18 protein-coding genes and 1 tRNA gene are annotated in these 22,362 nt (G+C 62.2%); 10 read left to right on the top strand and 9 right to left on the bottom strand.

All coding sequences use genetic code 11. The features are described from left to right. The first annotated feature begins 200 nt into the window (after window positions 1-200). Window positions 201-2,528, top strand: coding sequence for a prolyl oligopeptidase family serine peptidase (locus DSC91_RS19050; RefSeq protein ID WP_115780386.1), 2,328 nt, complete (start codon window positions 201-203; stop codon window positions 2,526-2,528). 85 nt (window positions 2,529-2,613) lie between these two features. Here DSC91_RS19050 and xth read toward each other — a convergent pair whose 3' ends face one another. Beyond that, window positions 2,614-3,390: an exodeoxyribonuclease III gene (xth, locus tag DSC91_RS19045; protein ID WP_115783335.1), complete on the bottom strand. Its 777-nt coding sequence runs from the start codon at window positions 3,388-3,390 to the stop codon at window positions 2,614-2,616. 171 nt (window positions 3,391-3,561) lie between these two features. Here xth and DSC91_RS19040 point away from each other — a divergent pair, with 171 nt between their 5' ends. The 3 genes from DSC91_RS19040 (at window position 3,562) to DSC91_RS19030 (ending at window position 4,960) form a co-directional block, all read left to right on the top strand. Further along, complete coding sequence (locus DSC91_RS19040) at window positions 3,562-3,849, top strand: hypothetical protein (protein WP_115780385.1); 288 nt, start codon at window positions 3,562-3,564, stop codon at window positions 3,847-3,849. Between the two features lie 113 nt (window positions 3,850-3,962). After that, window positions 3,963-4,039, top strand: a tRNA-Met gene (locus DSC91_RS19035). Window positions 4,040-4,711: 672 nt separating this feature from the next. Beyond that, window positions 4,712-4,960 carry a hypothetical protein gene (locus tag DSC91_RS19030; RefSeq protein WP_115780384.1) on the top strand — a complete coding sequence of 83 codons (249 nt, stop codon included), beginning with the start codon at window positions 4,712-4,714 and terminating at the stop codon, window positions 4,958-4,960. Window positions 4,961-5,683: 723 nt separating this feature from the next. Here DSC91_RS19030 and DSC91_RS38535 read toward each other — a convergent pair. Beyond that, window positions 5,684-5,818: a hypothetical protein gene (locus tag DSC91_RS38535; protein ID WP_279636334.1), complete on the bottom strand. Its 135-nt coding sequence runs from the start codon at window positions 5,816-5,818 to the stop codon at window positions 5,684-5,686. A 548-nt stretch (window positions 5,819-6,366) separates the two neighbouring features. Between DSC91_RS38535 and DSC91_RS19020 the strand changes: the two genes are divergently transcribed. From DSC91_RS19020 to DSC91_RS19005, 4 genes are read left to right on the top strand one after another with little or no spacing between them, the layout of a single operon-like run. After that, entirely contained in the window at window positions 6,367-7,032 is a 666-nt protein-coding gene (locus tag DSC91_RS19020; protein ID WP_115780382.1) for a PAAR domain-containing protein, read from the top strand. Between the two features lie 43 nt (window positions 7,033-7,075). Then, window positions 7,076-7,603, top strand: coding sequence for a PAAR domain-containing protein (locus DSC91_RS19015; RefSeq protein ID WP_162831440.1), 528 nt, complete (start codon window positions 7,076-7,078; stop codon window positions 7,601-7,603). Window positions 7,604-7,626: 23 nt separating this feature from the next. Beyond that, the gene (locus DSC91_RS19010) at window positions 7,627-8,187 is read left to right on the top strand and encodes a lysozyme (protein ID WP_115780380.1); all 561 of its coding nucleotides are present in this window, start codon (window positions 7,627-7,629) and stop codon (window positions 8,185-8,187) included. Next, the gene (locus DSC91_RS19005; protein WP_115780379.1) at window positions 8,171-8,656 is read left to right on the top strand and encodes a lysozyme inhibitor LprI family protein; all 486 of its coding nucleotides are present in this window, start codon (window positions 8,171-8,173) and stop codon (window positions 8,654-8,656) included. Before DSC91_RS19010 ends, DSC91_RS19005 begins: the two co-directional genes overlap by 17 nt. A gap of 87 nt (window positions 8,657-8,743) precedes the next feature. On the opposite strand, the gene DSC91_RS19000 is transcribed toward DSC91_RS19005, so the two are convergent. After that, entirely contained in the window at window positions 8,744-9,442 is a 699-nt protein-coding gene (locus DSC91_RS19000; RefSeq protein ID WP_115780378.1) for an aspartate/glutamate racemase family protein, read from the bottom strand. 283 nt (window positions 9,443-9,725) lie between these two features. On the opposite strand from DSC91_RS19000, the gene DSC91_RS18995 reads away from it, so the two are divergent. Further along, on the top strand, window positions 9,726-11,018 hold the full coding sequence (locus DSC91_RS18995) for an amidohydrolase family protein (RefSeq protein ID WP_115780377.1): 1,293 nt from the start codon (window positions 9,726-9,728) through the stop codon (window positions 11,016-11,018). Between the two features lie 171 nt (window positions 11,019-11,189). On the opposite strand, the gene DSC91_RS18990 is transcribed toward DSC91_RS18995, so the two are convergent. Further along, on the bottom strand, window positions 11,190-13,298 hold the full coding sequence (locus DSC91_RS18990) for a M3 family metallopeptidase (protein ID WP_115780376.1): 2,109 nt from the start codon (window positions 13,296-13,298) through the stop codon (window positions 11,190-11,192). Window positions 13,299-13,651: 353 nt separating this feature from the next. Between DSC91_RS18990 and DSC91_RS18985 the strand changes: the two genes are divergently transcribed. Continuing rightward, a complete protein-coding gene (locus tag DSC91_RS18985) occupies window positions 13,652-14,767 on the top strand; it encodes an acyltransferase family protein (RefSeq protein ID WP_115783333.1) in 1,116 nt (371 codons plus the stop codon). 40 nt (window positions 14,768-14,807) lie between these two features. Here the strand turns inward: DSC91_RS18985 and folD are convergent, their stop codons facing one another. The 5 genes from folD to fixL form a co-directional block, all read right to left on the bottom strand. Beyond that, window positions 14,808-15,668: a bifunctional methylenetetrahydrofolate dehydrogenase/methenyltetrahydrofolate cyclohydrolase FolD gene (gene folD / locus DSC91_RS18980; protein ID WP_115780375.1), complete on the bottom strand. Its 861-nt coding sequence runs from the start codon at window positions 15,666-15,668 to the stop codon at window positions 14,808-14,810. Window positions 15,669-16,112: 444 nt separating this feature from the next. Continuing rightward, window positions 16,113-17,054: a DUF2950 domain-containing protein gene (locus DSC91_RS18975; protein WP_115780374.1), complete on the bottom strand. Its 942-nt coding sequence runs from the start codon at window positions 17,052-17,054 to the stop codon at window positions 16,113-16,115. Window positions 17,055-17,074: 20 nt separating this feature from the next. After that, window positions 17,075-18,352, bottom strand: a complete 1,278-nt coding sequence (locus DSC91_RS18970; protein WP_115780373.1) for a DUF3300 domain-containing protein — start codon at window positions 18,350-18,352, stop codon at window positions 17,075-17,077. 596 nt (window positions 18,353-18,948) lie between these two features. Next, window positions 18,949-19,593: an oxygen response regulator transcription factor FixJ gene (gene fixJ, locus DSC91_RS18965; protein ID WP_011488992.1), complete on the bottom strand. Its 645-nt coding sequence runs from the start codon at window positions 19,591-19,593 to the stop codon at window positions 18,949-18,951. Next, window positions 19,590-22,106, bottom strand: coding sequence for an oxygen sensor histidine kinase FixL (fixL, locus tag DSC91_RS18960; protein ID WP_115780372.1), 2,517 nt, complete (start codon window positions 22,104-22,106; stop codon window positions 19,590-19,592). Before fixL ends, fixJ begins: the two co-directional genes overlap by 4 nt. Between the last annotated feature and the right edge of the window lie 256 nt (window positions 22,107-22,362).

The following is a 22,362-nucleotide window of genomic DNA, read 5'->3' as shown; positions in this document are numbered from 1 at the left end:
GGGTCTGGCGGGGCGGCTTGTCAGCCGCCCCGCCGGTTGTTGCTCAGGCTGTCCCGTTAGGGCGACGCCTGACAGCCGCGTAGGCCTCGCCGCATGGACAGCTTCGTCGGCTGCACCGTCGGCGGCTCCGGCGCGCAGCGTCAAAGGCCCTCGGGCTCCCGCAAGGCATAATCGACGCTGTTTTCATTCGACAGCCGACGATGCCCGATTCTTCTGCTTCTCCCGATTCCCCCGTTTCTTCCGCCCCTTTCTCCTGGCCGCTTTCCCCCGATCCCTTTCTGTCGCTCGAAGCGCTCGACGACCCTGAAGCGCTCGCGTGGGTCGAAGCGCAGAACGTCCGCACGCGCGCTGCGTGGTGCAGCAGCGCGGCATTCGAGTCGCTCGAACAGCGGCTTGCCGACGCTTATCTGCCGCGCGAGCGTCCGGTCATTCCCGATCGCTGGAAGGAGTGGGCCTACGACCTGTGGCAGGACGAGCGCAATCCCAAAGGCATCTGGCGGCGCACGACGTGGGCGGCCTGGCGCAGTGGCGCACCGGTCTGGCAGAACCTGCTCGACTTCGACGCGCTCGGTGCAGCGGAAGGCACGCCGTGGGTCGTTGCCGAACTCGACATTCTCTATCCGGATGGCGACCGCGCGCTGGTCACGCTGTCGCCGGGCGGCTCGGATGCGCTGGTTGTACGCGAGTTCGACATCGACGCGCAACGTTTTGTCGACGATGGCTTCGTGATCTCGAAGGCCGGCAAGCACACGGCTTCGTGGATCGACCGGGATACGCTTTACGTCGGCTGGGACAACGGCCGCAAGACGCTGACGCGCTCCGGCTATCCGCGCGAGGTGCGTCGCTGGACGCGGGGCAGCGCACTGTCTGACGCGCCGGTGGTCTTCAAGGGGGCGTTTGGCGATATCGGTGTGGAGGCCCACTACGATCCGATCGAGCAGCGCCACACGGTGGTGAGCAGCGTCGATTTCTTCGATTCGCAGACGTATTACCTCGATAGCGGCAATGGGGCTGTGGGCGGTGCCGACGCCACCGGTGTGGCGCGTGCGGCCGATGGGCCTGATTCGGCTAGTGCAGTCAATGCAGCCAGTACAGGCAGCGCAGCTAATGCAGGCAGTGCTGCCAATGGCACCGGCGCCTGGCTGCGATACGACGTGCCGTCGCATGTCGCGGTCGGCGGCTGGCAGGGTTGGCTGCTGCTCGAGCCACGCCTCGATTGGGACTGCAACGGAGTGCGCTATCCTGGCGGCGCGTTGCTGGCGATCCGCGAAGCGGCATTCTTGCGCGGCGAGCGCGACGTGGTGCCGCTTTTCACGCCGACATCGCAAACCTCCGCCTGCGAGTGGACACACACGCGCAATCACCTGATCGTGTCGTACCTGGACAATGTGCAGAGCAGAACCTCGCTGTGGGTCCCGTCGCAAGCGGCCGATCAAACCTGGCACTGGCATCACCGTCTCTTTCCGTCGCGTGACGATGTGCAAGCCGATGTCTCACCTGTCGAGCCGACGCTGAACGACGAGGTGTTCGTCGATACCGACGACTATTTGCAGCCGCCGGCGTACTGGCTTAGCGATCTTGCCCAGAATGACCTGACTGATTGGACGTTGCTCGATCGCTGGCCGACTCAGTTCGATGCGACGCCGTTCGCGGTGACGCATGGACACGCGGTGTCCGCGGACGGCACGCGGGTGCCGTACACCGTGATCGGCCCCCGGGTTACACAGCAAACTGCGCAAGAGCAGACAGCGCAGGCGAAGCAGCGGATGCGCGAACAAACGCAGGAACAAACGCAGGAACAAACGCACAAGCACCCACCCGAACAAACGCGCCCCTGCCTGCTCAACGGTTACGGCGGCTTCGCGATCCCGCTGCTGCCCGGTTATCTGACCGGGCCGGGCATCGGCTGGCTGGAGCGGGGTGGGGTGTACGTGGTGGCGCATATTCGCGGCGGCGGCGAGTTCGGCACGCAGTGGCATACGGCGGCGCAGGGCGAGCATCGGCAGCGCTCGTTCGACGATTTCATCGCGGTGGCTGAGGCGCTCATCAGCACAGGTGTGACCCGTGCCGCGCAACTCGGCATTCAGGGTGGCAGCAATGGCGGCCTGCTGGTCGCGGCGTGCATGGTGCAGCGTCCCGAGTTGTTCGGCGCCGTGGTGTGCGAAGTGCCGCTACTCGACATGAGCCGCTATCACCTGCTGCACGCAGGCGCATCGTGGATCGACGAATACGGCGACCCCGACGACCCTGACGCGGCACGCGTGCTGGCCGCTTACTCACCCTATCACCGCGTGAGTTCGGGCGTGGCGTATCCGCCCGTGCTGTTCACCACGTCTACTGCCGACGACCGTGTGCATCCCGCACACGCGCGCAAGATGGCCGCGCGCATGCAGGCACTGGGCGCGGCAAGGGTCTGGTATCGGGAGAACACGGAAGGCGGCCACGGCGGCTCCGATGAGCTGGAGCAGGCCGGGCATGATGCGATGGTGTTCGAATTCCTGTGGCGCTGTTTAAACGGGCCGGCGTAGGCTTTTGAAGCCGGCCGGCCGGCCGGCCGCCGCTGCGTTCGCATTGCGTCGAGAGCGCCGCACGAGGTCATGCGTGCGGCGTGGTTCAGCCGATCTGCGCGACGACCGGCGCGTGGTCCGACGGCTGCTCCCATTTGCGCGGCACCTTGTCGACATCGCACGACGAGCAGATTTCAGCAAGGGTCTTCGACAGCAGGATATGGTCGATGCGCAGCCCCGCGTTGCGGCGGAACGCCATCATCCGGTAGTCCCACCACGAATAAATCTTCTCCGGCTGCTCGAACTGACGGAACGCGTCGAGGAGGCCGAGTCCGATCAGCCGCACGAACTCGGCGCGCTCTTCGGGCGACACCAGATTCTGGCCTTCCCACGCTTTCGGATCGTGCACGTCGCGATCTTCCGGCGCGATGTTGTAGTCGCCGAGCAGCGCGAGTTTCGGATAGATCGCCATTTCGCTCGCGATCCAGTCGTGCAGGGCGGCGAGCCAGTTCAGCTTGTAGGCGAATTTGTCGGTGCCCGGCGCCTGGCCGTTCGGGAAATAGGCGGAGATGATCCGCACGCCCTCGACGGTCGCGGCGATCACGCGTTGCTGCGGATCTTCGAAGCCGGGGATGTTGCGCACGATGCTGCTTTCGTCGACGTTCAGGCCTTCGCGCACCAGGATGCCGACGCCGTTGTAGGTCTTCTGGCCGGCGAACCAGCTTCGGTAACCTTTTTCTTCGAGTTCGGCGCGGGGGAATTTGTCGTCGGTCAGCTTCAATTCCTGCAGGCACAGCACATCGGTATGACTGGTTTCGAGCCAGTCGATGACGTGTTGCAGGCGGACCTTGAGGGAGTTGACGTTCCACGTGGCGATTTTCATGAAGTTCTCACATTCTTGCTGGGCATCGAGTCGATTCCGATAGTCCCGCATCTTATCGCGCGAGGCGAGCGACGGTGAAAATTGCCTCGGCGGCCGTGAAAAAATAAAAGCGTGCCGCCGTCATGCCGCGGCGTATAGTGGGATCATATTTACGCACATCGAGGATGCATCATGGCCCAACTTTATCCAGCCCTTTATAAGGACTTCGAAGTGCATCCGCTGGTGTTTTCGCGGCAGTTCGACAAGTTCGACGGTCACAAACGTCACGCCGAAGGTTACGACGTGGCGGTGCGCGTGTGCCGGCCGGGCGCCATCAGCGGCTCGAAGGCAAGCCGCGTATTTCGTCTCGTGCTGCCGTCCACGTTCTCCGATTTCGGCGTCGCGAAACGCAGCGCGAGCCAGTACGGCGAGGACATCATCGACGGCAAAGTGGACGGCGCGACGGTCGCGGATCTCTGAGTTGTTCGCTCATTTGCGGCATGCGCGCGACCACGCGCTGCGCCTCGTCTGAAATTATTTCACCCGATTGTTTGACGTCTTGCGAGCGTCCCTATACAATCGCTTTTCTCTGACGCGGGGTGGAGCAGTCTGGCAGCTCGTCGGGCTCATAACCCGAAGGTCGTAGGTTCAAATCCTACCCCCGCAACCAAGTGCATCAACGCTTCTAGTCGACTTCGTGTGTGATCTGAAATCGTCCCGATTCGTTGTTAGTACATTCTCAGGACAATCGCGGCGCATTTTATGCGAGTATGTCCCGAACTGAAACCCGCCCTGTGCGGGTTTTTTGTTGTCCGTTGATCCTCCACACCCACCGCAACATTCTCCACACTACTTCCATAAGCCTCAGGATTCCCAACATCTTCGTGAGCAGATTTGATGGCGATCGCTTATAAACAGTCGGCGCCGATGTTAACTTTGGTTCATTCTGTTCGCAACGGCAGTCGGGATTGGTCGATGCGCAAACGTTCGATCGCATGAGACAGGTGCCGATAGTGGCGAAACGTCGGAACGAAACCGGGAATTTTCCGATTGGCCTGGCTAGTTGCTCAGTTCGAAACGGACGCGCTACACATTCGCCGTTGCCGCCGCAAACAACGGCGGCCCAGGCTTGGCGGCCTGGTCCTGTTGTCCCTCCCGCGCCCGAAAGGGTGCGGGACTGTCGTCGCACGCCTATATTTTTCAATGGGCGGGCCTTGGCAAGGAGACGCGCGAGCGTCTGCCTGGATGGGACAACAACCGGTCCGCCAACTTTGCCATGTGCCCGCTCACCCCGTCTGTTAGCGAGTGTCGGGCGATTCAGGAACACACCGGAAATCGCACCATGACAAAATCGGTCCAAGCCTCTCACACCCGCAAACCCCGCGGCACTTACACCCTCAAAGAACTAGATGTTAGGCGCGTAGCAAAGGAAGCCGCCGCGTTGATCGCGCGGCATCAGGCGCAATTCGCCAATCTCGCCGCCCTGGCAAGAACGATCCAGACGTACATGCCCACCGGCAAAAAGCACCAGAGCGACTATGGGCTTCTGGCGAGTGCGCTTGCCGATTCGGCAGAAAATTACAGAGCCTAGGCCGAAGCCTATGACGTGGCGTTTTCTCTGGTCGTGACCGATACCGTTTGTCTGCTCGACCCCAAGGTACGGGCAGATATTCTGCAGCAAGCCAAGGCATCCACCAATCGACCGCGCGGCCGGAGCATGAGCGCGGCCAGCCACTGACGCTATTTTTCACGCCATGCAAATTCATGCGCGAGAATCGCGGGATACTTGTCGCCGATAGTCTGCGCGAGTGTTTTCTATACGATGTCGTTCGTCAACGCATCCGGTATCGAAGACCCGTAAAGTGAGCGAATGGGAAGGCCGCTCATATACGATCGGCCTTTTTTCGTTACACGCTGGTGTCCCGAGCCTTCGCGCTTGAAGATATCCCTATGGCCATTTGGCATGGTCGCAATGAACGCGTGGCGTAGCAGCTTGCGGCCGTTCTTCACGCGCATCGTTACACCTTACCTTGTCTGCGTCTCGTCGTAGTTGATGAGCGCCATGGGGGCACCCGTCGCACGCAGTGTTATCGAAAGCCGCGAGGGCGTAGCGCGTTCGATCGAGAATGAGCGCCTGATTGCGCTTGCCTCGATGTTGTAGCCGTTCGCGCGAACCGCACGCGTGGCATCTGTGTGGGCCTGCGAGGCGGTCCTGTTGAGCGCCCGCACGATCGCGCGTATTTCGTCCTTTGGTTTGAGACGTACGCCTGTCGTAATTGCGCGTCTGTCTACGCTCAGATCGAGCCCGGCCATCTTATGCCGCCTGCGCCGCGTCGTTCGCGGGGACCGTCGTGTCCCTGTCGGCATCGACGACGATACCCACCCCGCGCAGGAGCGCATCAATGCGCACACTCGCATGATCGCCGTCCGGCGTTCTGCCGGATGCCAACCAGATCCTTTTCGATGATCGCGACGTGCGCCGTCACGGTATGCCGGTTCACACCGCAGCGTTCAGTGAGGCTTACCGCTGTTTCCTTCGCGTGCGCGGTCGCATCGCTGCCTGTGAGCGTGGAAGCGGACCGCACGCCCTGGTGGGGCACGCTCTAACGAGGACTTGCCGCCGCACTCGATGGCGTGGCGCAGAGCATCACGCAAGGCGGTGGCGTAACTGGCGTACAGGTCGCGCATGGGGAGCCTCTCCAGGAGATCAGACGGGCACAGAAACGACAAAGCCCGCATTGCGCGGGCTCGAGATATTCGGGACACGGTTCGAGCGTCCGAATGAATCGCGATATTGGACACAAATTGTCGAATATCAAACTTCGCTGCATGTCATGCAATGCGCATTTTCCGAGCCCTTTTTAATCCTTGTCCGATATCGCCAGGTGATCGTTTCCACCGAGGATTTTGAACTCACGACGGCCCAGCGGTCGCGTGTGTGCGCCGGTCAATGGCGGACCGGCGTCCTTTCAACTATCCCGAACAGGAGACACCGGAATGTCGGAACAGGAAAAGCGCAAAGGCACAACGTATTGGCTCGCCACGATCGGCGCACGCACCGAGCGCGGAGGATGTGTGACAAGCGGCTCCGAAAATACCTATTGCGGGCTTCCCCTCGCGCGCGTTGGCGATGTTGTGACGTCTGGCGACGGTAGCGAGGCGGTGATTTTGGACGGTGCCGGATTTGCGACCACGATTGACCACCGACCCGCCGCGCTTGTGGGTAGCAGTCTGAGCAACGGCGATCACATCATTTCTACCATATGGGAAGACGCGGGAATCTTCGTAGCGGAAGGCGAGCAGATCGAAGGGCTATTCGATGCGGACTACGTACCCCCGCCGCCAGGACCCCTGCACCGATTCGCCGTAAAAGGTGCAACGACACCACGCGGGGGCGTACTGAAAGATGCAACGAGTGGCTACAAAGTCGAAGGTTTGAGCATGGCCGCGCGTATCGGTGACTTCGTAGAATACGCGGACGGATCGCGCGCACGGATCGTTACGGGCGTTGGCGTGCCGGACAGGCCGCATCTTGCCTACGCGGTCGTGGGTAGCGTGCTGGATAACGGAGACTTCATCAACGATAGCCCGCACCGCGAACCACGCACGTCAACAATCTTTGTGCCCATCAACGAACACGGCGTCGAACGGACGCGAGAGTAAGGGGCCCATCATGATGCGTCGAATCGCAGTCGTAGGCGACGCGTTGACCGGCGGCGGTGAAGTTCTGCCGTATATCGCCGCGCTACGCGTCACCTTTTACGAACGTCAGGCCGCCTTGATCGGAGGAGATGCGTATTGCGCGACATGCAATAGCACGGGGCAAATCATCAAGTCCGGTGGCCCGCGTCGGCCCCGCTACCTCAACGTGCGCGAGGTCGCGCTCGACGGAGACATTGTGTTATGCGGTTGTGCGACTCCACAGGCGATTATCGGCCTGCTCGCGCGTGAATCGTGGTGCGACGATCTGGCCGAACGTTCTGCCGTTGCGGTGTCGAGCCAGAGTAGCAGTCATCAACCGATATCGAAAATCGCGCCCCTAAGATACGGCGAACAGTTCACCCTCCGCGACGGAAACGGCCGCGCGCTTCCAGATACCTTGTACACGATCCGCGACGCGTTCGGTTCGCTGGTTCGTGGCGTAACGGATAGCACCGGGAAGACCGGGCGCTACAGGACGAACGGCCCGCAAAGCGTCCGGCTATACATCGGACACCGCGAAACCATTCAATAAACCAACTCACCTAACGAATCATCATGCCTGACGCACTCTGTACCGCAACAACGAACACTAACCCTAACTCTAATGTCACGGCCTACACGCGGCGCTTGTGCAAGCCGTGGAAAGTATCAGGGGACGGCTTAAAATTCCTTGAGGGCTGGGAATCGTATAGCGAGACCATGTACGACAAGGATGGAAGCAAGAGCGGCAATGCCACAATCGGATACGGGCATCTGGTGCATCTTGGCAAGATATCGGGCGCGGTGTCCGAAAAACCGTTCAGGAACGGGATTACGGAAGCGCAGGCTGAGGTGCTTCTCCGGCAAGATGTCGCATGGGCCGAGAACACGATCAACGGGAGGATCAAGGTTCCGTTGTATCAGTTCGAATACGACGCGCTTGTATGCTTCATGTACAACCTGCAGCATCACGGCGATGACGTTCTCGATTTTGTCAATACTGGGGAATACAACAAGGTAGGCAACAAGATGAGGCAGTATGCAACGTCAAAGGGGCATCCGGTTAAAGGTCTGCTCAAACGTCGTCATCGTGAAGCAGAAATGTTCGAAGCGGGGGTTTATGACTCATCGCACTAAGTTGTTGTGCGCGCTAGTGCTACTGCCTGTCGTGGCGAGTGCGAAGACGGTGTATTCGGGGGAGTTCGATTACCATTACTTCAAGTCGCCCGAGGCTTCTTTTGCTGGGCGACCGGCGGCGGAAATCACACGCATGTGCGATTCAGGCGAGCATGCGAGCAATGACGATCTGGCGCAGTGTTCACACCTGAAATTCAACAAGGCGAACAGCCAACTTCAAAAGAAGCTGAAGGCGGTAACTTCGAAGATTCAGAGTGTCGACGCGTCGCTCAAGGCTAGCGGTGAGCCTGTAGCGTTTCCCTTCTTCCAAAAGGCGCAGAATGCCTGGGCTACGTATCGCGACAACGAATGCTATGGCGAAACGTACTCAATGGGTGAAGCCGCCGAACGCTATATTTTCTTCTGGGAATGTATGGCGAACATCACGCAGAGCCGCGCAAAAGAGCTGGACGAACTGTTGAAAGACTGAACGGTAGTTCGGGAACACGGCCCCGCTGCGACGGGGCTTTTTAACCTCTGGCGTCGCCTCTCGTGCAAGCACAAGGCGCGCTTGCCTTCACTCCGACTCGATCGCCCAATCCACCGCCGCTTGCGCATGCAACGCGGTCGTGTCGAACACGGGCAATGCCGAATCTTCCGGCTTGATCAGCAAGGTGATTTCCGTGCAGCCGAGAATCACCGCCTGCGCGCCACGGGCGGCCAGTCCTTCGATCACACGTTGATACACTGCACGCGAGGTGTCATTCACGTTGCCGTGGCACAGCTCGTCGTAGATGATGCGGTGCACATCCGCGCGTTCAGCTTCGTCCGGAACCAGCGCCTCCAAGTCGTAGCGCTCGTGCAAGCGCCCCGTGTAAAACGTCTGCTCCATCGTATAACGTGTACCCAGCAAGCCCACCCGCTCGATTCCCGCGGCGCGCAGCGCGTTGCCGGTCGGATCGGCGATGTGCAGGAAGGGCACGTCGATCGCCTGTTCGATCGCTTCATACACGCGATGCATGGTGTTCGTCGCGAGTATCACCAGGTCGGCGCCGCCTCGTTCGAGTTGGCGTGCGGCGTCGGCCAGCTGATCGCCGAGCGCGGTCCAGTTGCCGGCGCGCTGGTTGGCCTCGATCGGCGCGAAGTCGACCGTCAGCATCAGGCTGCGGGCGTTGTGATGGCCGCCGAGGCGCGCCTTGGCGTGGCGGTTCAGGAGCTTGTAGTACTCGGTGGACGATTCCCAGCTCATTCCGCCAATCACGCCGATGGTTTTCATGGTTTTGCTCCGGTGGTGGGAGGATGCAGGTACCGTTGTGCGCTGAACGAGGATGCCCCGACCTCGACGCAGAACGCCTGGCGTCGAACGTTCGAAAAGCCGAAAAGCCGAAAAGCCGAAAAGCCGAAAAGCCGAAAAGCCGAGTATAGGCGTGCGTCGTCGCCCGCAGCCGGTACGGATTTCCCTCTGCCTGCCGGTACGGCTTTCTGTTAAAACACGGCACGCATTTTCTGACGCCGATAGAATCGCAATCAGTCAAAGAGCGGTCAACAGGGAGCGAATCATGGATCTGATTATCCGCCGCGCGATGCTGCCGCCGAGCGCCGCGCTGCAGCAGAAGCAACCCGTCGACATCGGCATCGAAGCGGGTCGCATCGTCGCCGTCGAACCGAATCTGGCCGCGAACGCGCATGAAGAAATCGACGCAGCCGGATCGCTCGTCACGCCGCCATTCGTCGATCCGCATTTCCACATGGACGCGACGCTTTCGTACGGTCTGCCGCGCGTGAACGCGTCGGGCACCTTGCTGGAAGGCATCGCGCTGTGGGGCGAACTGAAGCCGGACCTCACGCAGGAGGCGCTGATCGAGCGCGCGCTGCAGTACTGCGATTGGGCTGTCGCACGCGGTCTGCTGGCGATTCGCAGTCACGTGGACGTGTGCGATCCGCGCTTGCTCGCGGTCGAGGCGCTGCTCGAAGTGAAGCGCCGCGTCGCACCGTATCTCGACTTGCAACTGGTCGCGTTTCCGCAGGACGGCGTCCTGCGCAGCGTCGGCGCATTCGAGAATCTCAAGCGTGCGATTGCGATGGGCGTCGACGTGGTCGGCGGGATTCCGCATTTCGAACGCACGATGGCCGATGGCGCACAGTCCGTGCGCATGTTGTGCGAGTTCGCGGCGGAGCTGGGCTTGCGCGTCGATATGCATTGCGACGAATCGGACGATCCGATGTCGCGCCACATCGAAACGCTCGCCGCCGAAACGCACCGGCTCGGCCTGCATGGGCGCGTCACCGGTTCGCACCTGACCTCGATGCATTCAATGGACAACTACTACGTCAGCAAGCTCCTGCCGCTGATGCGCGAGTCCGGTGTCGCGGCGATCGCCAATCCGCTGATCAACATCACGCTGCAGGGCCGCAGCGATACGTATCCGAAACGGCGCGGCATGACCCGCGTGCCGGAGATGATGGCGGCGGGCATCACCGTCGCGTTCGGCCACGACTGCGTGATGGACCCGTGGTACAGCCTCGGCTCGGGCGACATGCTCGAAGTCGCGCACATGGGTTTGCATGTTGCGCAGATGACGGGCGTCGACGGCATGCATGCCTGCTTCGACGCGGTCACGGTGAATGCCGCGCGGATTCTCGGGTTGGAGGACTACGGCGTGGCGCCCGGTTGCGCCGCCAATCTGGTGTTGCTGGACGCACGCGATCCGGTCGAAGCGATCCGCTTGCGCGCCGCGCGGCTCGCGGTGGTGAGCCGTGGCAAGGTGGTGAGCCGTGCGCCTGCCGCGCGCGCGGCGTTGTCGCTGGAAGGGCGTCCCGCGCAGGTTGATTTCAAGCTGCATCGCGGCTAGCCACGGCGCGCCGCTCGTGACACGCACGCGAATGGAAAATGCCGGTGCTGGCTCATGAAAAAACACCCTGCATCATTGGACGGGTATCCAACGATGCAGGGTGTGGTTCAATCACCGTTTTTTGCCGATGCCGGCGTTATCCACAACGCCGGCGAATGCATCAACGCAAGATCAATGCGTCGCGGCGGGCGTCATGCCATTGTGGCGCAGCAGCGCATCGATATTCGGCTCGCGGCCGCGGAACGCCTTGAACGATTCCATTGCGGGACGGCTGCCGCCCACTTCCAGAATCTCCTTGCGATAGCGCATGCCGGTTGCCTGATCGAGCACGCTGCCGCTCGCGGCTTGTGCCGCTTCTTCGAACGCGGCATACGCATCGGCGGACAGCACTTCCGCCCACTTGTAGCTGTAGTAGCCCGCCGCGTAACCGCCCGCGAAAATGTGACTGAACGTATTCGGCCAACGCGAGAACGGAGCTTGCGGCACCACGTGGAAACGCTCGTTGATCTCGCTCGCGAGTTCGGTGGCGTTCTTCGTGCCGGACGCATCGAAACCGGTATGCAGTTGCATGTCGAACATCGAGAACACGATCTGGCGCAGCGTGCCGAGACCGCTCTGGAAATTCTTCGCGGCGAGCATCTTGTCGAACAGATCGCGCGGCAGCGGTTTGGCGGTGTCGACGTGCGACGTCATGTCGCTCAACACGTCCCACTCCCAGCAGAAGTTCTCCATGAATTGCGACGGCAGTTCGACCGCGTCCCACTCGACGCCGTTGATGCCCGACACGCCCAGTTCGTCGACACGCGTGAGCATGTGATGCAGGCCGTGGCCGAACTCGTGGAACAGCGTGATCACTTCGTCATGCGTGAAGCAGGCGGGCTTGCCGCCGACCGGCGCCGAGAAGTTGCAGGTCAGATACGCCACCGGCGTTTGCACGCTGCCGTGCGTGTGCTTGTGACGGCCGCGTGCGTCGTCCATCCATGCGCCGCCGCGTTTGCCTTCGCGTGCATACAGATCGAGATAGAACTGCGCGACGAGGCCGCCGTCCTGATTCTCGACGCGGAAAAAGCGCACGTCCGGATGCCACACGGCCGCTTCGTCGCGACGGATGCGCACGCCGAACAGCGTTTCGGTGACCTTGAAGAGGCCCTTGAAGACGACGTCTTCCGGGAAGTATTGTTTGACTTCGTTCTCGGAGAACGAATAGCGCTTCTGACGCAGACGTTCAGCGGCAAACGTCATATCCCACGGCTGCAGGTCGGCCATGCCGAGTTCGTTCGCGGCAAATTCGCGCAGTTCCTTCCAGTCCTGTTCGGCGTGCGGACGCGCGCGCGTGGCGAGGTCTTCGAGGAAGGCCATGACTTGTGCCGGCGATTCGGCCATCTTCGGCGCGAGTGAAACTTCGGCGAAGTTGTTGTAGCCGAGCATGTGCGCTTCTTCGGCGCGCAGCTTCAACTGATCGGCGAGTACCGCCGTGTTGTCCCATTCCGGCTTGCCGTTGCCGTATTGCGGACCGAGTTCCGACGCGCGCGTCACATACGCGCGATACATCGTCTCGCGCATTGCGCGATTTTCCGAGTACTGCATCACCGGAAAATACGACGGGAAGTGCAGCGTGAATTTGTAGCCGGTCTTGCCTTCGCGTTCGGCTGCTTCCTTCGAGGCTTCGATCACGTCTTCGGGCAGGCCGGCCAGTTGCGTCTCATTGCCGGCCTCGACGAGATAGGCGTACACGTTCGTCGCGTCGAGCACGTGATCCGAAAACGCTTTCGACAACCCTGCCTGCTTTTCCTGCAATTCGGCGAAATGCGGTTTCTGGTCCTCCGGCAATTCCGCGCCCGACAGGCGGAAATCGCGCAATGCATTGCCGAGGATTTTCTTGCGCTCGCCGGTCAGCGACGAAAAATCGCTGCTGGCGTGAATCGCCTTGTACTTCTCATAGAGCGCGAGATTCTGGCCGACGCTCGACCAGAATTCGGTGACACGCGGCAGATTCTCGCCGTACGCGGCACGCAGTTCCGGCGTATCCGCCACGGCGTTCAGATGACCGACCACGCCCCAGGCGCGCGACAGCGGTTCGGTAGCGCGCTCGACCGGCTCGACCACATCGGCCCACGAAGCGGGCGTCATGGGCTCGGCGGCGCGCTCGACAGCGGCGGCGGCATCGGCGAGCAGGACATCGAGGGCGGGCGTGACGTGTTCGGGGCGGATTTCGCCAAAGCGCGGCAGGTCGGAGAAATCGAGGAGCGGATTGTCGTGCTTCGAGGGGGTAGTGGACATAAGGCTTCCTGTCTGACGCGGGTGAACGGGTAATCGGTGCATCGACGGGCGCGCGATGGCACCCTAATGACACTCCATGTGGACATTATTGGGGCGGGGCGCGCCGATTCCAATCCGTCAGCAGACAAATTATCAGATGTCGCGTGACTGTGTGCGGAGGAGCGGGTGCCGCGTGCGGTTCAGGCGGTGGGAATGTGCCACCGGCTTGCGCCCGATTTGTGCCCGATCGGCACCCGATTCGCCGCTCCCGCTGCGCCGCGGCGCTCTGTGCGAAAGCGAACGGTGCGAATTGCTGCCATGCCGCATTCTGGCGTGCCGCCATCCGTCAGCGACGCTTTCTGCAAGAGGTATCGATGAACCCGCTTTCGCACGCTCTATCGCGCAAAGGCAACAACTTCGATCTCGTGCGGCTTCTCGCCGCCATTGCCGTGGTGTACGGCCACTCCTATCTGCTGCAAGCACCCGACGGCACGACGGACTGGGTCCAGAACGCGCTCGGTTTCGATGGGTTTGGCGCACTCGGTGTCTACGCGTTTTTTCTGCTGAGCGGCATGCTGGTGACCGCCAGTTTCGACCGGCAACGTTCGGTGCCTCGTTTCGTCGCGTTGCGCATCGCGCGCCTATGGCCGGCGGTGGCGGGCGGCTCGCTGGTGACGGTATTCATCCTCGGGCCGCTGTTTACCACGCTGCCGCTGCGCGACTATTTCGCCTCCGGCATGACGTGGGCCAGCCTCGACAACTTCTCCACCATCGTGCTGAAAACCGGCTGGGCGCTGCCCGGCGTATTCGAGCACAACCGCTTTCCCGTCGATGTCTGCGCGCCGCTGTGGACGTTGCCGCTCGAAGTGCGCTGCTATCTGATCGTGGTGGCGACCGGCATGCTGGGGCTCCTGTCCAGCGCGCGCGGCGTGACGCTGGCGGCGGCGCTCGGGTGTGCCGCGTTCGTTCTGCGCGTGCATCTGCCGCATCTGCAGATCGGACTGCGTGACTTCAGCGAACCACCCGGCGGCTATTCGTTCTGGCCGGAGCCGTTTTTCATGCTGGGAATGTTGCTGTACGGCTGGCGCGAACGGATCGACCTCAACGGTCTGACGGCGCTCGCGTTAGCGATGGTGTTTCTGGTGTTCCGCGACACGGCCGGCGCTCAGCCGCTGTTCTATCTGGCTTTTGTCTACGGCGTGCTGTGGGTGGGCGCGACGCCGCTCCTGAGGCGCTTTGTGCCGCGTCACGACTACTCCTATGGGATTTATCTGTACGGTTTCATGATGCAGCAATGCGTCGCGAATATCGCGCCGCAGTTGAGCCACGTGACGGCGGTGTTGATCGCCGCGCCGTTTATCCTGCTGTGCGCGGCGCTGTCATGGCACTTCGTGGAGCGACCGGTGCTGAAGTGGTGCCGTGGGCGTCTTGCGCGCCGGCCCGCGGCGCCTGGCGCGGGCATAGCGGCCGGGGACCAGGCGGCCCCTTGAGGATGCCGGCGAAAGCACCTCGCCGGCATGCCCTTCAGCTTTACGCCTTCGCCGCTGCTTCGCGCTCGGCGGCTTCGATCGTGTTGACGAGCAGCATCGTGATGGTCATCGGACCGACGCCACCCGGCACCGGCGTGATGTAGCCGGCCACTTCCTTTACACCTGCGAAATCGACGTCGCCGCACAGCTTGCCCGCTTCGTCGCGATTCATGCCGACGTCGATCACGGCCGCACCTGGCTTCACCATGTCCGCAGTGAGAATATTGCGCAGGCCGGTAGCGGCGACCACCACGTCGGCGTTGCGGGTATGCGCGGCCAGATCGCGTGTCTTGCTATGGCAGATCGTGACGGTCGCGCCGGCTTCGAGCAGCAGCAGCGCCATCGGCTTGCCGACGATGTTCGAGCGGCCGATCACCACCGCGTTCGCGCCTTGCAGCGGAATCTCGTAGGCCGCCAGCATTTTCATCACGCCGTACGGCGTGCACGGACGGAACAGCGGGCGGCCGGTCATCAGCGCGCCGGCATTGGCAACGTGAAAACCGTCGACGTCCTTTTCCGGGGCGATCGCCTCGATCACCTTGTGGCTGTCGATATGCGGCGGCAACGGCAGTTGCACCAGAATGCCGTGGATGCGCGGATCGTGGTTCAGTTCGTCGATGCGCGCCAGCAGTTCGGCTTCCGGCAGATCGGACGGATAGCGGTCGAACGACGAGCCGAGGCCGTTGTCATGGCACGCCTTGACCTTGTTGCGCACATAGACCTCGCTGGCCGGATTGTCGCCGACCAGCACCACGGCGAGGCCCGGCTGATGGCCGCGGGCCGTGAGGGCGGCGGCGCGCGTGGCGACGTCGGCGCGCAAGGTCTTGGAAAGGGCTAGGCCGTCGATCAGTTTGGCAGTCATGGTCGGTCGAGATGGGCAGTTTGGAAAGCGGAGCAGGGCGCGGGCCCGCATGTGCGGCATGGGCGATGGCGCTTTTCACCGGAAACGGGTCGGCGCATGAAAAGCGCGCGGCGCGAATCAGGGATAAGCAGCGCTGCAAAGTCCGACATTATACCGGCCCCGCATGGCGTGCCATGTGTGGATTCCGGGGCGGGCCGACTGTGCATGCTGGCGCTGGGCGCCGGACGTGATTGGCGGCCGTGGGTGTGCCGACGAGGATGCCGGTGCTGACACGCCGACATGGGTGCCGACGCAGGGTGATCTCGCGGGCATCGACGCGCGGGCATCGGCAATGGACGCAGGCGCCGAATGGCGGCGCCTGCGTCAACATGGACATCTTGCCGGTTCCAACGTAGATCGGCGCGGCCGGCGGGTGCGCCGCCGCGGCCGTCGAGCGACTTCTGGCTACTCCTGCGCCGGCTGCCAGCTATCGTCAGGGTCGAACGACTTAATGGCGGCCGCCGCACGCGCGGTCTGCGGCCCGAGGTTCTTCTGATAGACCTGACCGTCCTGATTGACGATAAAGCTCATCACGCCGGTCTTGCCGTACTCGGCCGGCGAAGCGATCAGACCGAAACCTTTGGCCAGCACGCCGTTTTCGACGTAGTTCTGCGCGCCCCCCTTCGCGTGCGCACCTTGCGCCGTCAGGATCCGGTAGTGGTAGCCGTGGTAGGCCTCTTTCGGCAGGGTGCCGTTGGGCATGGTGGCGGCGAGTGGTCCGAGCGGGCTTTCCGTTTCGCCGGGCGCCGTTGCCCAGTACAGGCCGTCGTGCTGGCCCTGCGTACTGACGAAGCGCTGGGCGTAGTGCTGGGTCAGATTGTGATAATCGTTTTGCGCGTCGAGGTAGGCGAGCGAGGTCAGGATCGCCGCGTGTTCGTTGCGGCCGATGCGGCGCGTCAGCATCTCGTCCTGCGCGGCGGGCGGATCGAAACGCCAACCCTTGCCCGCCTGCACGAGCGGAATCGGCAAGGTCCAGCCGCTGTCGCCTACGGCCAGATGGGCGGTTGTGCGACCCTTGCTCTTCACGGGATCCTCAACGATCTGGTGCCCTTTCGACCATGCGCCGAGGAACTGGTAGATATCGTCCTCGCCGATTCCTTCGGTAGGAATGAAGCGATGAAAATCGTTGCCGAGTACGTGTTTGAGGGCGCCTTCGTCGTTGCGGGCCAAGGCGTCGACAAACGCGCTGGCGGCGGCGTCGGCACTGGGATAGACCGTCTGCGCGTGTGCGGCGCTCGCGCCGAGCAGCAGTACCGGCGCCACCAGCAGGGTGCCGGTCGTGCCGAAGGCGGCGGCGAGTGTCAGAACGTGGGCGCGCAACGCGCCGCGTGGAAATAAGCGAATCATCAGGGACTCCTCTTGATCGTTCAACGGTTGCGGCCGAGGTGGCGTTCGCCGCCGCCACCACCGCCCAGTCTGCCGCCTCCGCCGTTTGCAGCGAAACCGCCGCCCGTGCGTTGCTGACCGCCGCCGTTGGCGCCGAGGCCGCCGCCGGAACTGTTCGAGGCTGCGTTGCGGCTTGTCTGGCCACGCTGCGTGTCCTGCCGCGCGGTGTTGCCGTCGCCGGCGCCGCGTAATGCGTTATCGCGGTTGGTGTTCTGCGCGCGGTTCTGCAAATCGGCGTTCTGCGTACCGCCCTGGTGAATCCCTTGCACGCGCTGGCTTGCATTGCCGCTCAGGTTCTGGCCGGTGCGGTTCTGCAAGGTCTGCTGCGCCTGGGCGCGGGCGGTGTCGTCGCGGCCGCGATAGGCATCGCGCTGCGTGCCGCCGAGGTTGTTGTTGACGTTGCGGTTGATGTTCGTATTGTTGACGTTGCGATTGACGTTAGTGTTGCGGTTCCAGTTCGTCGTGCTGCTGTTCACGTTGATCCGGTTGTTCACATTGATGTTGTTGTACCGGTTCACGTTGATATTGACGTCGTGCGTGTTCCAGTTGAAACCGCCCCACAGCGAATTGGCCACCGCGACGCCGGCGCCGAACGCGAGGCCGGCAGCCAAACCGCTCGCGATTGCATAACCGGGAGGCGGCGGCACATACACGGGCGGGTAGGCGGGATAGGGCCACGCACCGTAGACGACAGTCGGGTTATACGTCGGCACGTAGACCACCTGCGGATTGGCCGGCACGATCTGAATCGTGCTTTGCTCGACCACGATCTTCTGCTGCGAGCTTGTTTTCAGATTGCCGGCGGCCTGCGCCTGTTTGCGCAGGCGCTGCACGGAGTCCATCACGTCATTCGACTGGCCGAGAAAGGCGGTGCCGAGTTGCGAGACCCAGTCGGGTTTCGACGCCATGGTCGCGAGGACCTGCGGGAAGGCGACGAGTGACTGCACGCTTGGGTCCCAGGGCTCGGACGCGACCGCTTTGACGGCGTCGTCGCCTTGCAGCTTCGAGTTTGCTTTCGACCATGCGGCCGCAGCCTGCACGTCTTGTGGGAAGGTGGCGGCCATCAACACCTGCGCGAGCAGCGCGTCGGGATAAAGTGCGATGGGCGCGGTCAGCGAATCGAGTTGCTGGTTCGACAGCTTCGCGGCGCTTTGCGCGTAAACCGCGCCCGGCATGGCCAGACCGACGAAGAGTGGTGCGCCCGCAAGTGCGGCGCAAACAAGCAACACACGCGAACGGTGTGTTCCGGATCGTTTCACGATGAAATCCTCCCGGCTGGGTTAGACGCGCGAAGTGGATGAGCAGCGCATGCTGCGCTGCTTTGGAGCGACGCAATGGAGAGGGAAGCGGGTAACGCGCGTAGGGCGAGTAAGGTGAATCAGGCGAGTAAGGCGAATAAAGGCCGGCTCAGCTCCGCTTGAACCGTTCGATGTGACGGATACCTCGGCAATGCGGCGCAACCGTCTTAGTTGATTTACGTCGCATGGCGACGCCGCATACGATAACGACAGCACGTTTGTCCCGCGTTCATCGGGCATCAACGGTTCCTATTGAGGAGTTCTGTGTAAATTAAGGGGAGTAGCAGCGCTTGTCAATCTTGTCGGAGGAAAGAAGTTATTGCCGCCCGACGTAAGCGTATGCTGAGTTATGCGTAATGATTGACGGATGTGAATGCGGGTGTGCTGAGTCATGCCGCCGGTCGCTGTCGCGACGTGGTTGCAAAGTTGTTGTGAAGTTGTTGTGAAGCAGGGGGAGGGAGGAGAGAGGAGCAAAGCCGGCCGGACTGTTCGGCAGTCCGGCCTTTGAGACACAGTCGCGACCCGCGGGGTGTACCGCGGTCGTTATGCTTATTGGTTCACTGCGCCGGTTGCGGCTTGTTCGACAGCGCCAGTCGCAGCAGATCGGCAACCGTATTGACGTTGAGCTTTTCCATGATGTTCGCGCGGTGCGCTTCAACCGTCTTGATGCTGATGCCGAGGTCGTCGGCGATCTGCTTGTTCAGGCGGCCGGCGATGATGCGCTCGAGCACCTGGTGCTCACGCGCGGTCAGCTTGCCCAGACGTTCGGCGGCGGCGCGTTGCTGCTGCACGCTGGTACTTTCGCTGCGCGCCTTGTCGAGCATGCGCTCGACCAGCTTGCGCAGTTCGGCTTCGTCGAACGGTTTTTCGATGAAGTCCATCGCGCCTTTTTTCATCGTCGACACAGCCATCGGCACGTCGCCGTGCCCCGTCACGAAGATGATCGGCAGCGACGCGTTGTCGGCGATCAGGCGTTCCTGCAGCTCGAGCCCGCTCATGCCTGACATCCGCACATCGAGAATCAGGCATGCGATCTGGCCCGGATGCGTATGCGGCTGCCATGCGTCGATGAACTGCTCGGCGCTGGAGAAGCATTGCACGCGGTAGCCGTTCGCCTCCAGCAGCCAGCGCAGCGAATCTCGCACGGCCTCATCGTCGTCGACGACAAAGACAGTTTCCTGTGTGGTGACTGGGCTGTTCATAGCTCTCCCGTAACGGTTTGTGGTGTCGGCGCCTCTGACCCGCCGTTGCTCGGGCCGTCAGGCTCTCCAATAGGCAGACTGCAATGGAACGTGGCGCCTGTGATGTGGCCGTCGGATTCGACGTTGTTGACCACCCACAGACGGCCGCGGTGCGATTCGATAATCGAACGGCAAATGTTCAACCCCATGCCCATGCCATCGGACTTGGTGCTGTAAAACGGTTCAAAGAGACGCTCGGCTGTCGCTTCGTCGACGCCCGGCCCCTGGTCGACGACGCTGATGCAGACAAACCCGCTCTCCAGTCGCACGACCACGCGAATCACGGGGTCGACCGCATTCGGCCGCGCGTCGTGCATGGCTTCGACACCGTTCTTCAGCAGGTTCACCAGCACCTGCTCGATCAGCACCGGGTCGACGTAAATCACCGGCAGGCGCGAGCGCAGATCGGTCACGATGCGAATCTTGCGCTTGCGCGCTTCGAGTTCGGCGAGACCCACCGCGTCCGCGACGATATCGGCTACGCGCGTGGCCTGGCGTTTCGGCTCGCTGCGTTTCACGAATTCGCGAATGCGCTTGATGATCATGCCAGCCCGCACCGCCTGTTGGGCGGTTTTCTCGAGCACGGGCAGGAGATTGTCAGGCGTCGTTCGACCGGATTTAACCAGTGCCACGGTTCCAGAGCAATAGTTATTGATTGCCGCGAGCGGCTGATTCAGTTCGTGCGCGAGCGAGGAGGCCATTTCGCCCATCGTCATCAGGCGGCTGGTGAACTGCAGTTTCTCGTCCTGCTGACGCGAGAGTTCCTGAGCCTGCTTGCGGGTGGTGATGTCGGTCGCGATCTGCATCTGCGCGAGATGGCCGTCCACCCACTGGATGTACTGGCGGCGCACTTCGAACCATTTCTGGATGCTTTGCACATAGACTTCCTGCGCGTCGGCGGTGCTTTCGGTCAACGCGGCAGCCGGCAGACCGGCGTAGGCATCCACCATATCGATCGAATCGGACGAGGCCTGGGCGCTGTCGAACCCGCCGCCCGCCAGTTCCAGATGGCCGTCCGGGCGAATGCCGAACAGGTGACGGTAGTAGCGGTTGGCGAACAGCAGTTCGGCTTCGTCGGCGGCCAGCACGGAGACGGCGGCGTCGAGACTTTCGAGCACGGTCGTGAAGCGCTCGTGCGCGGCGGCGAGCTCCTCGCGCGCGCGCTTCGGTTCGGTGATGTCGGTCATCGACGACATCCAGCCGGTCTGGCGGCCCGAGCTGTCGATCAGCGGCGACACATAGAGGCGCGCGTGGAACAGCGAACCGTCCTTGCGGCGCACCCGCAATTCGAAACCCGATGAGGGTGCCTTGCCGCGCAGCGTCATGTCGAGCTGGCGTTGCATCTCGGGGTAGGCGTCGCGCGGCCAGTAAGCGAACGGCGCATTCTTGCCGACCAGATCGCTTTCGTCCCAGCCGGTCATGCGGCAAAAGGCCGGATTGACGTGGGTGATACGGCCGTGCATGTCGAGCACGCGCATGCCGATCAGCACCGAGTTTTCCATTGCGCGGCGGAAGAACGCTTCGGCGTAGAGCGCCTGCTGTGCCTCGAAGCGTTGCCGCGTGTGCTTCCACAAGCTCCACAGACTCCACAACACGAAGCACGACAGGCCGGCCACCAGCCACACCAGCGTGTTGTTGGTGAAGTTGGTCATCTGCGGGAACGCGTAGACGCGCACCGAGACACCCTGGCCCGGCGGGTCGAGCGGCAGATCGTAGAACATGTCGCGCGGCAGGCGCGGGCGGGTCGACGTGGTGGTCAACTCGCGGTTGTTCACGTCGATGATCGAGATTTTGTATTTCGCCGACAACTCGGGCGGAATGTCGTGCTTCAGGATGCCTTCCACCGAGAACACGGCGGCAATCGTGCCGAGGAAGTCGCGGTCGCGGTAGACCGGCGTTTGCAGCGTGATGTAGCCGTTGCCGAGGTCGTCGTAGATCAGCGGCGAGTACACCTGGCGGCGCGTATTGCGGGCCTCGTTGAAGGCGGCTTTGACGGCCTCGTCCATTTGCGCGTCGTTCGGTTTGGCGAGGCGCTGGCCGAACACGGGGAGCGCGGTATTGGGCCAGCGCGGCTGCTGCAGGCTCGTGTACCAGTTCATGTAGAGGATCTCGGGATGCCCCTGCATGATGTCGGTGGTGGACACCTGGAATGAATGCGGATCGGCGTGGCCGGCGACGAGATCGCGGGAAAGGGCCTGTATCTGTTCCTGCGCGCCGGTCATGGACAGGCGGATCTGCTGCTGCGCCCACGCGACATTACGGTAGAGCGTGTCTTCCTGCTGCTGCTGTTCGCGCCGGTTCAGGCTCCATAGAATCAGGCTCATGACGACCAGGAAAACCAGGATCGACAGCAGCGGCGTGAGCAAATAGGAGTTCGACCACCACGGTCCGTGGTGCCAGCGGGAGGACGGCGTCGAATCGCCCGGCGAACCGGCGGTGCGCGCCGAGCGTGCGAAAAGCCGTTCGGTCAACATGCGTGGCATTGTAGCGCAGCGTGTCGCTAGCAAATGGCGCAAAAAAGCGCAGAAAGTGACGGTAATCGGCGCAAACTAGCCGACGTATCCGTCGATCGGCAGTCAAATCAGGTTGCGCCGCAACAATTTTCCGCATTATGAGATTCGATCTCGTAATTCGAAAATTTTGTTGCGCAGACGTCAGGACCCTTATTACAATCGCCCGAAGCTGCCGCGGTCGTGCTTCGTCCGCGTCGTCTGTTCAAAGAGCGTTCCT

It is taken from the genome of Paraburkholderia caffeinilytica, from assembly GCF_003368325.1.
Classification (GTDB): Bacteria; Pseudomonadota; Gammaproteobacteria; order Burkholderiales; family Burkholderiaceae; genus Paraburkholderia; species Paraburkholderia caffeinilytica.
This window is presented reverse-complemented; position numbering and strand designations above follow the sequence as displayed.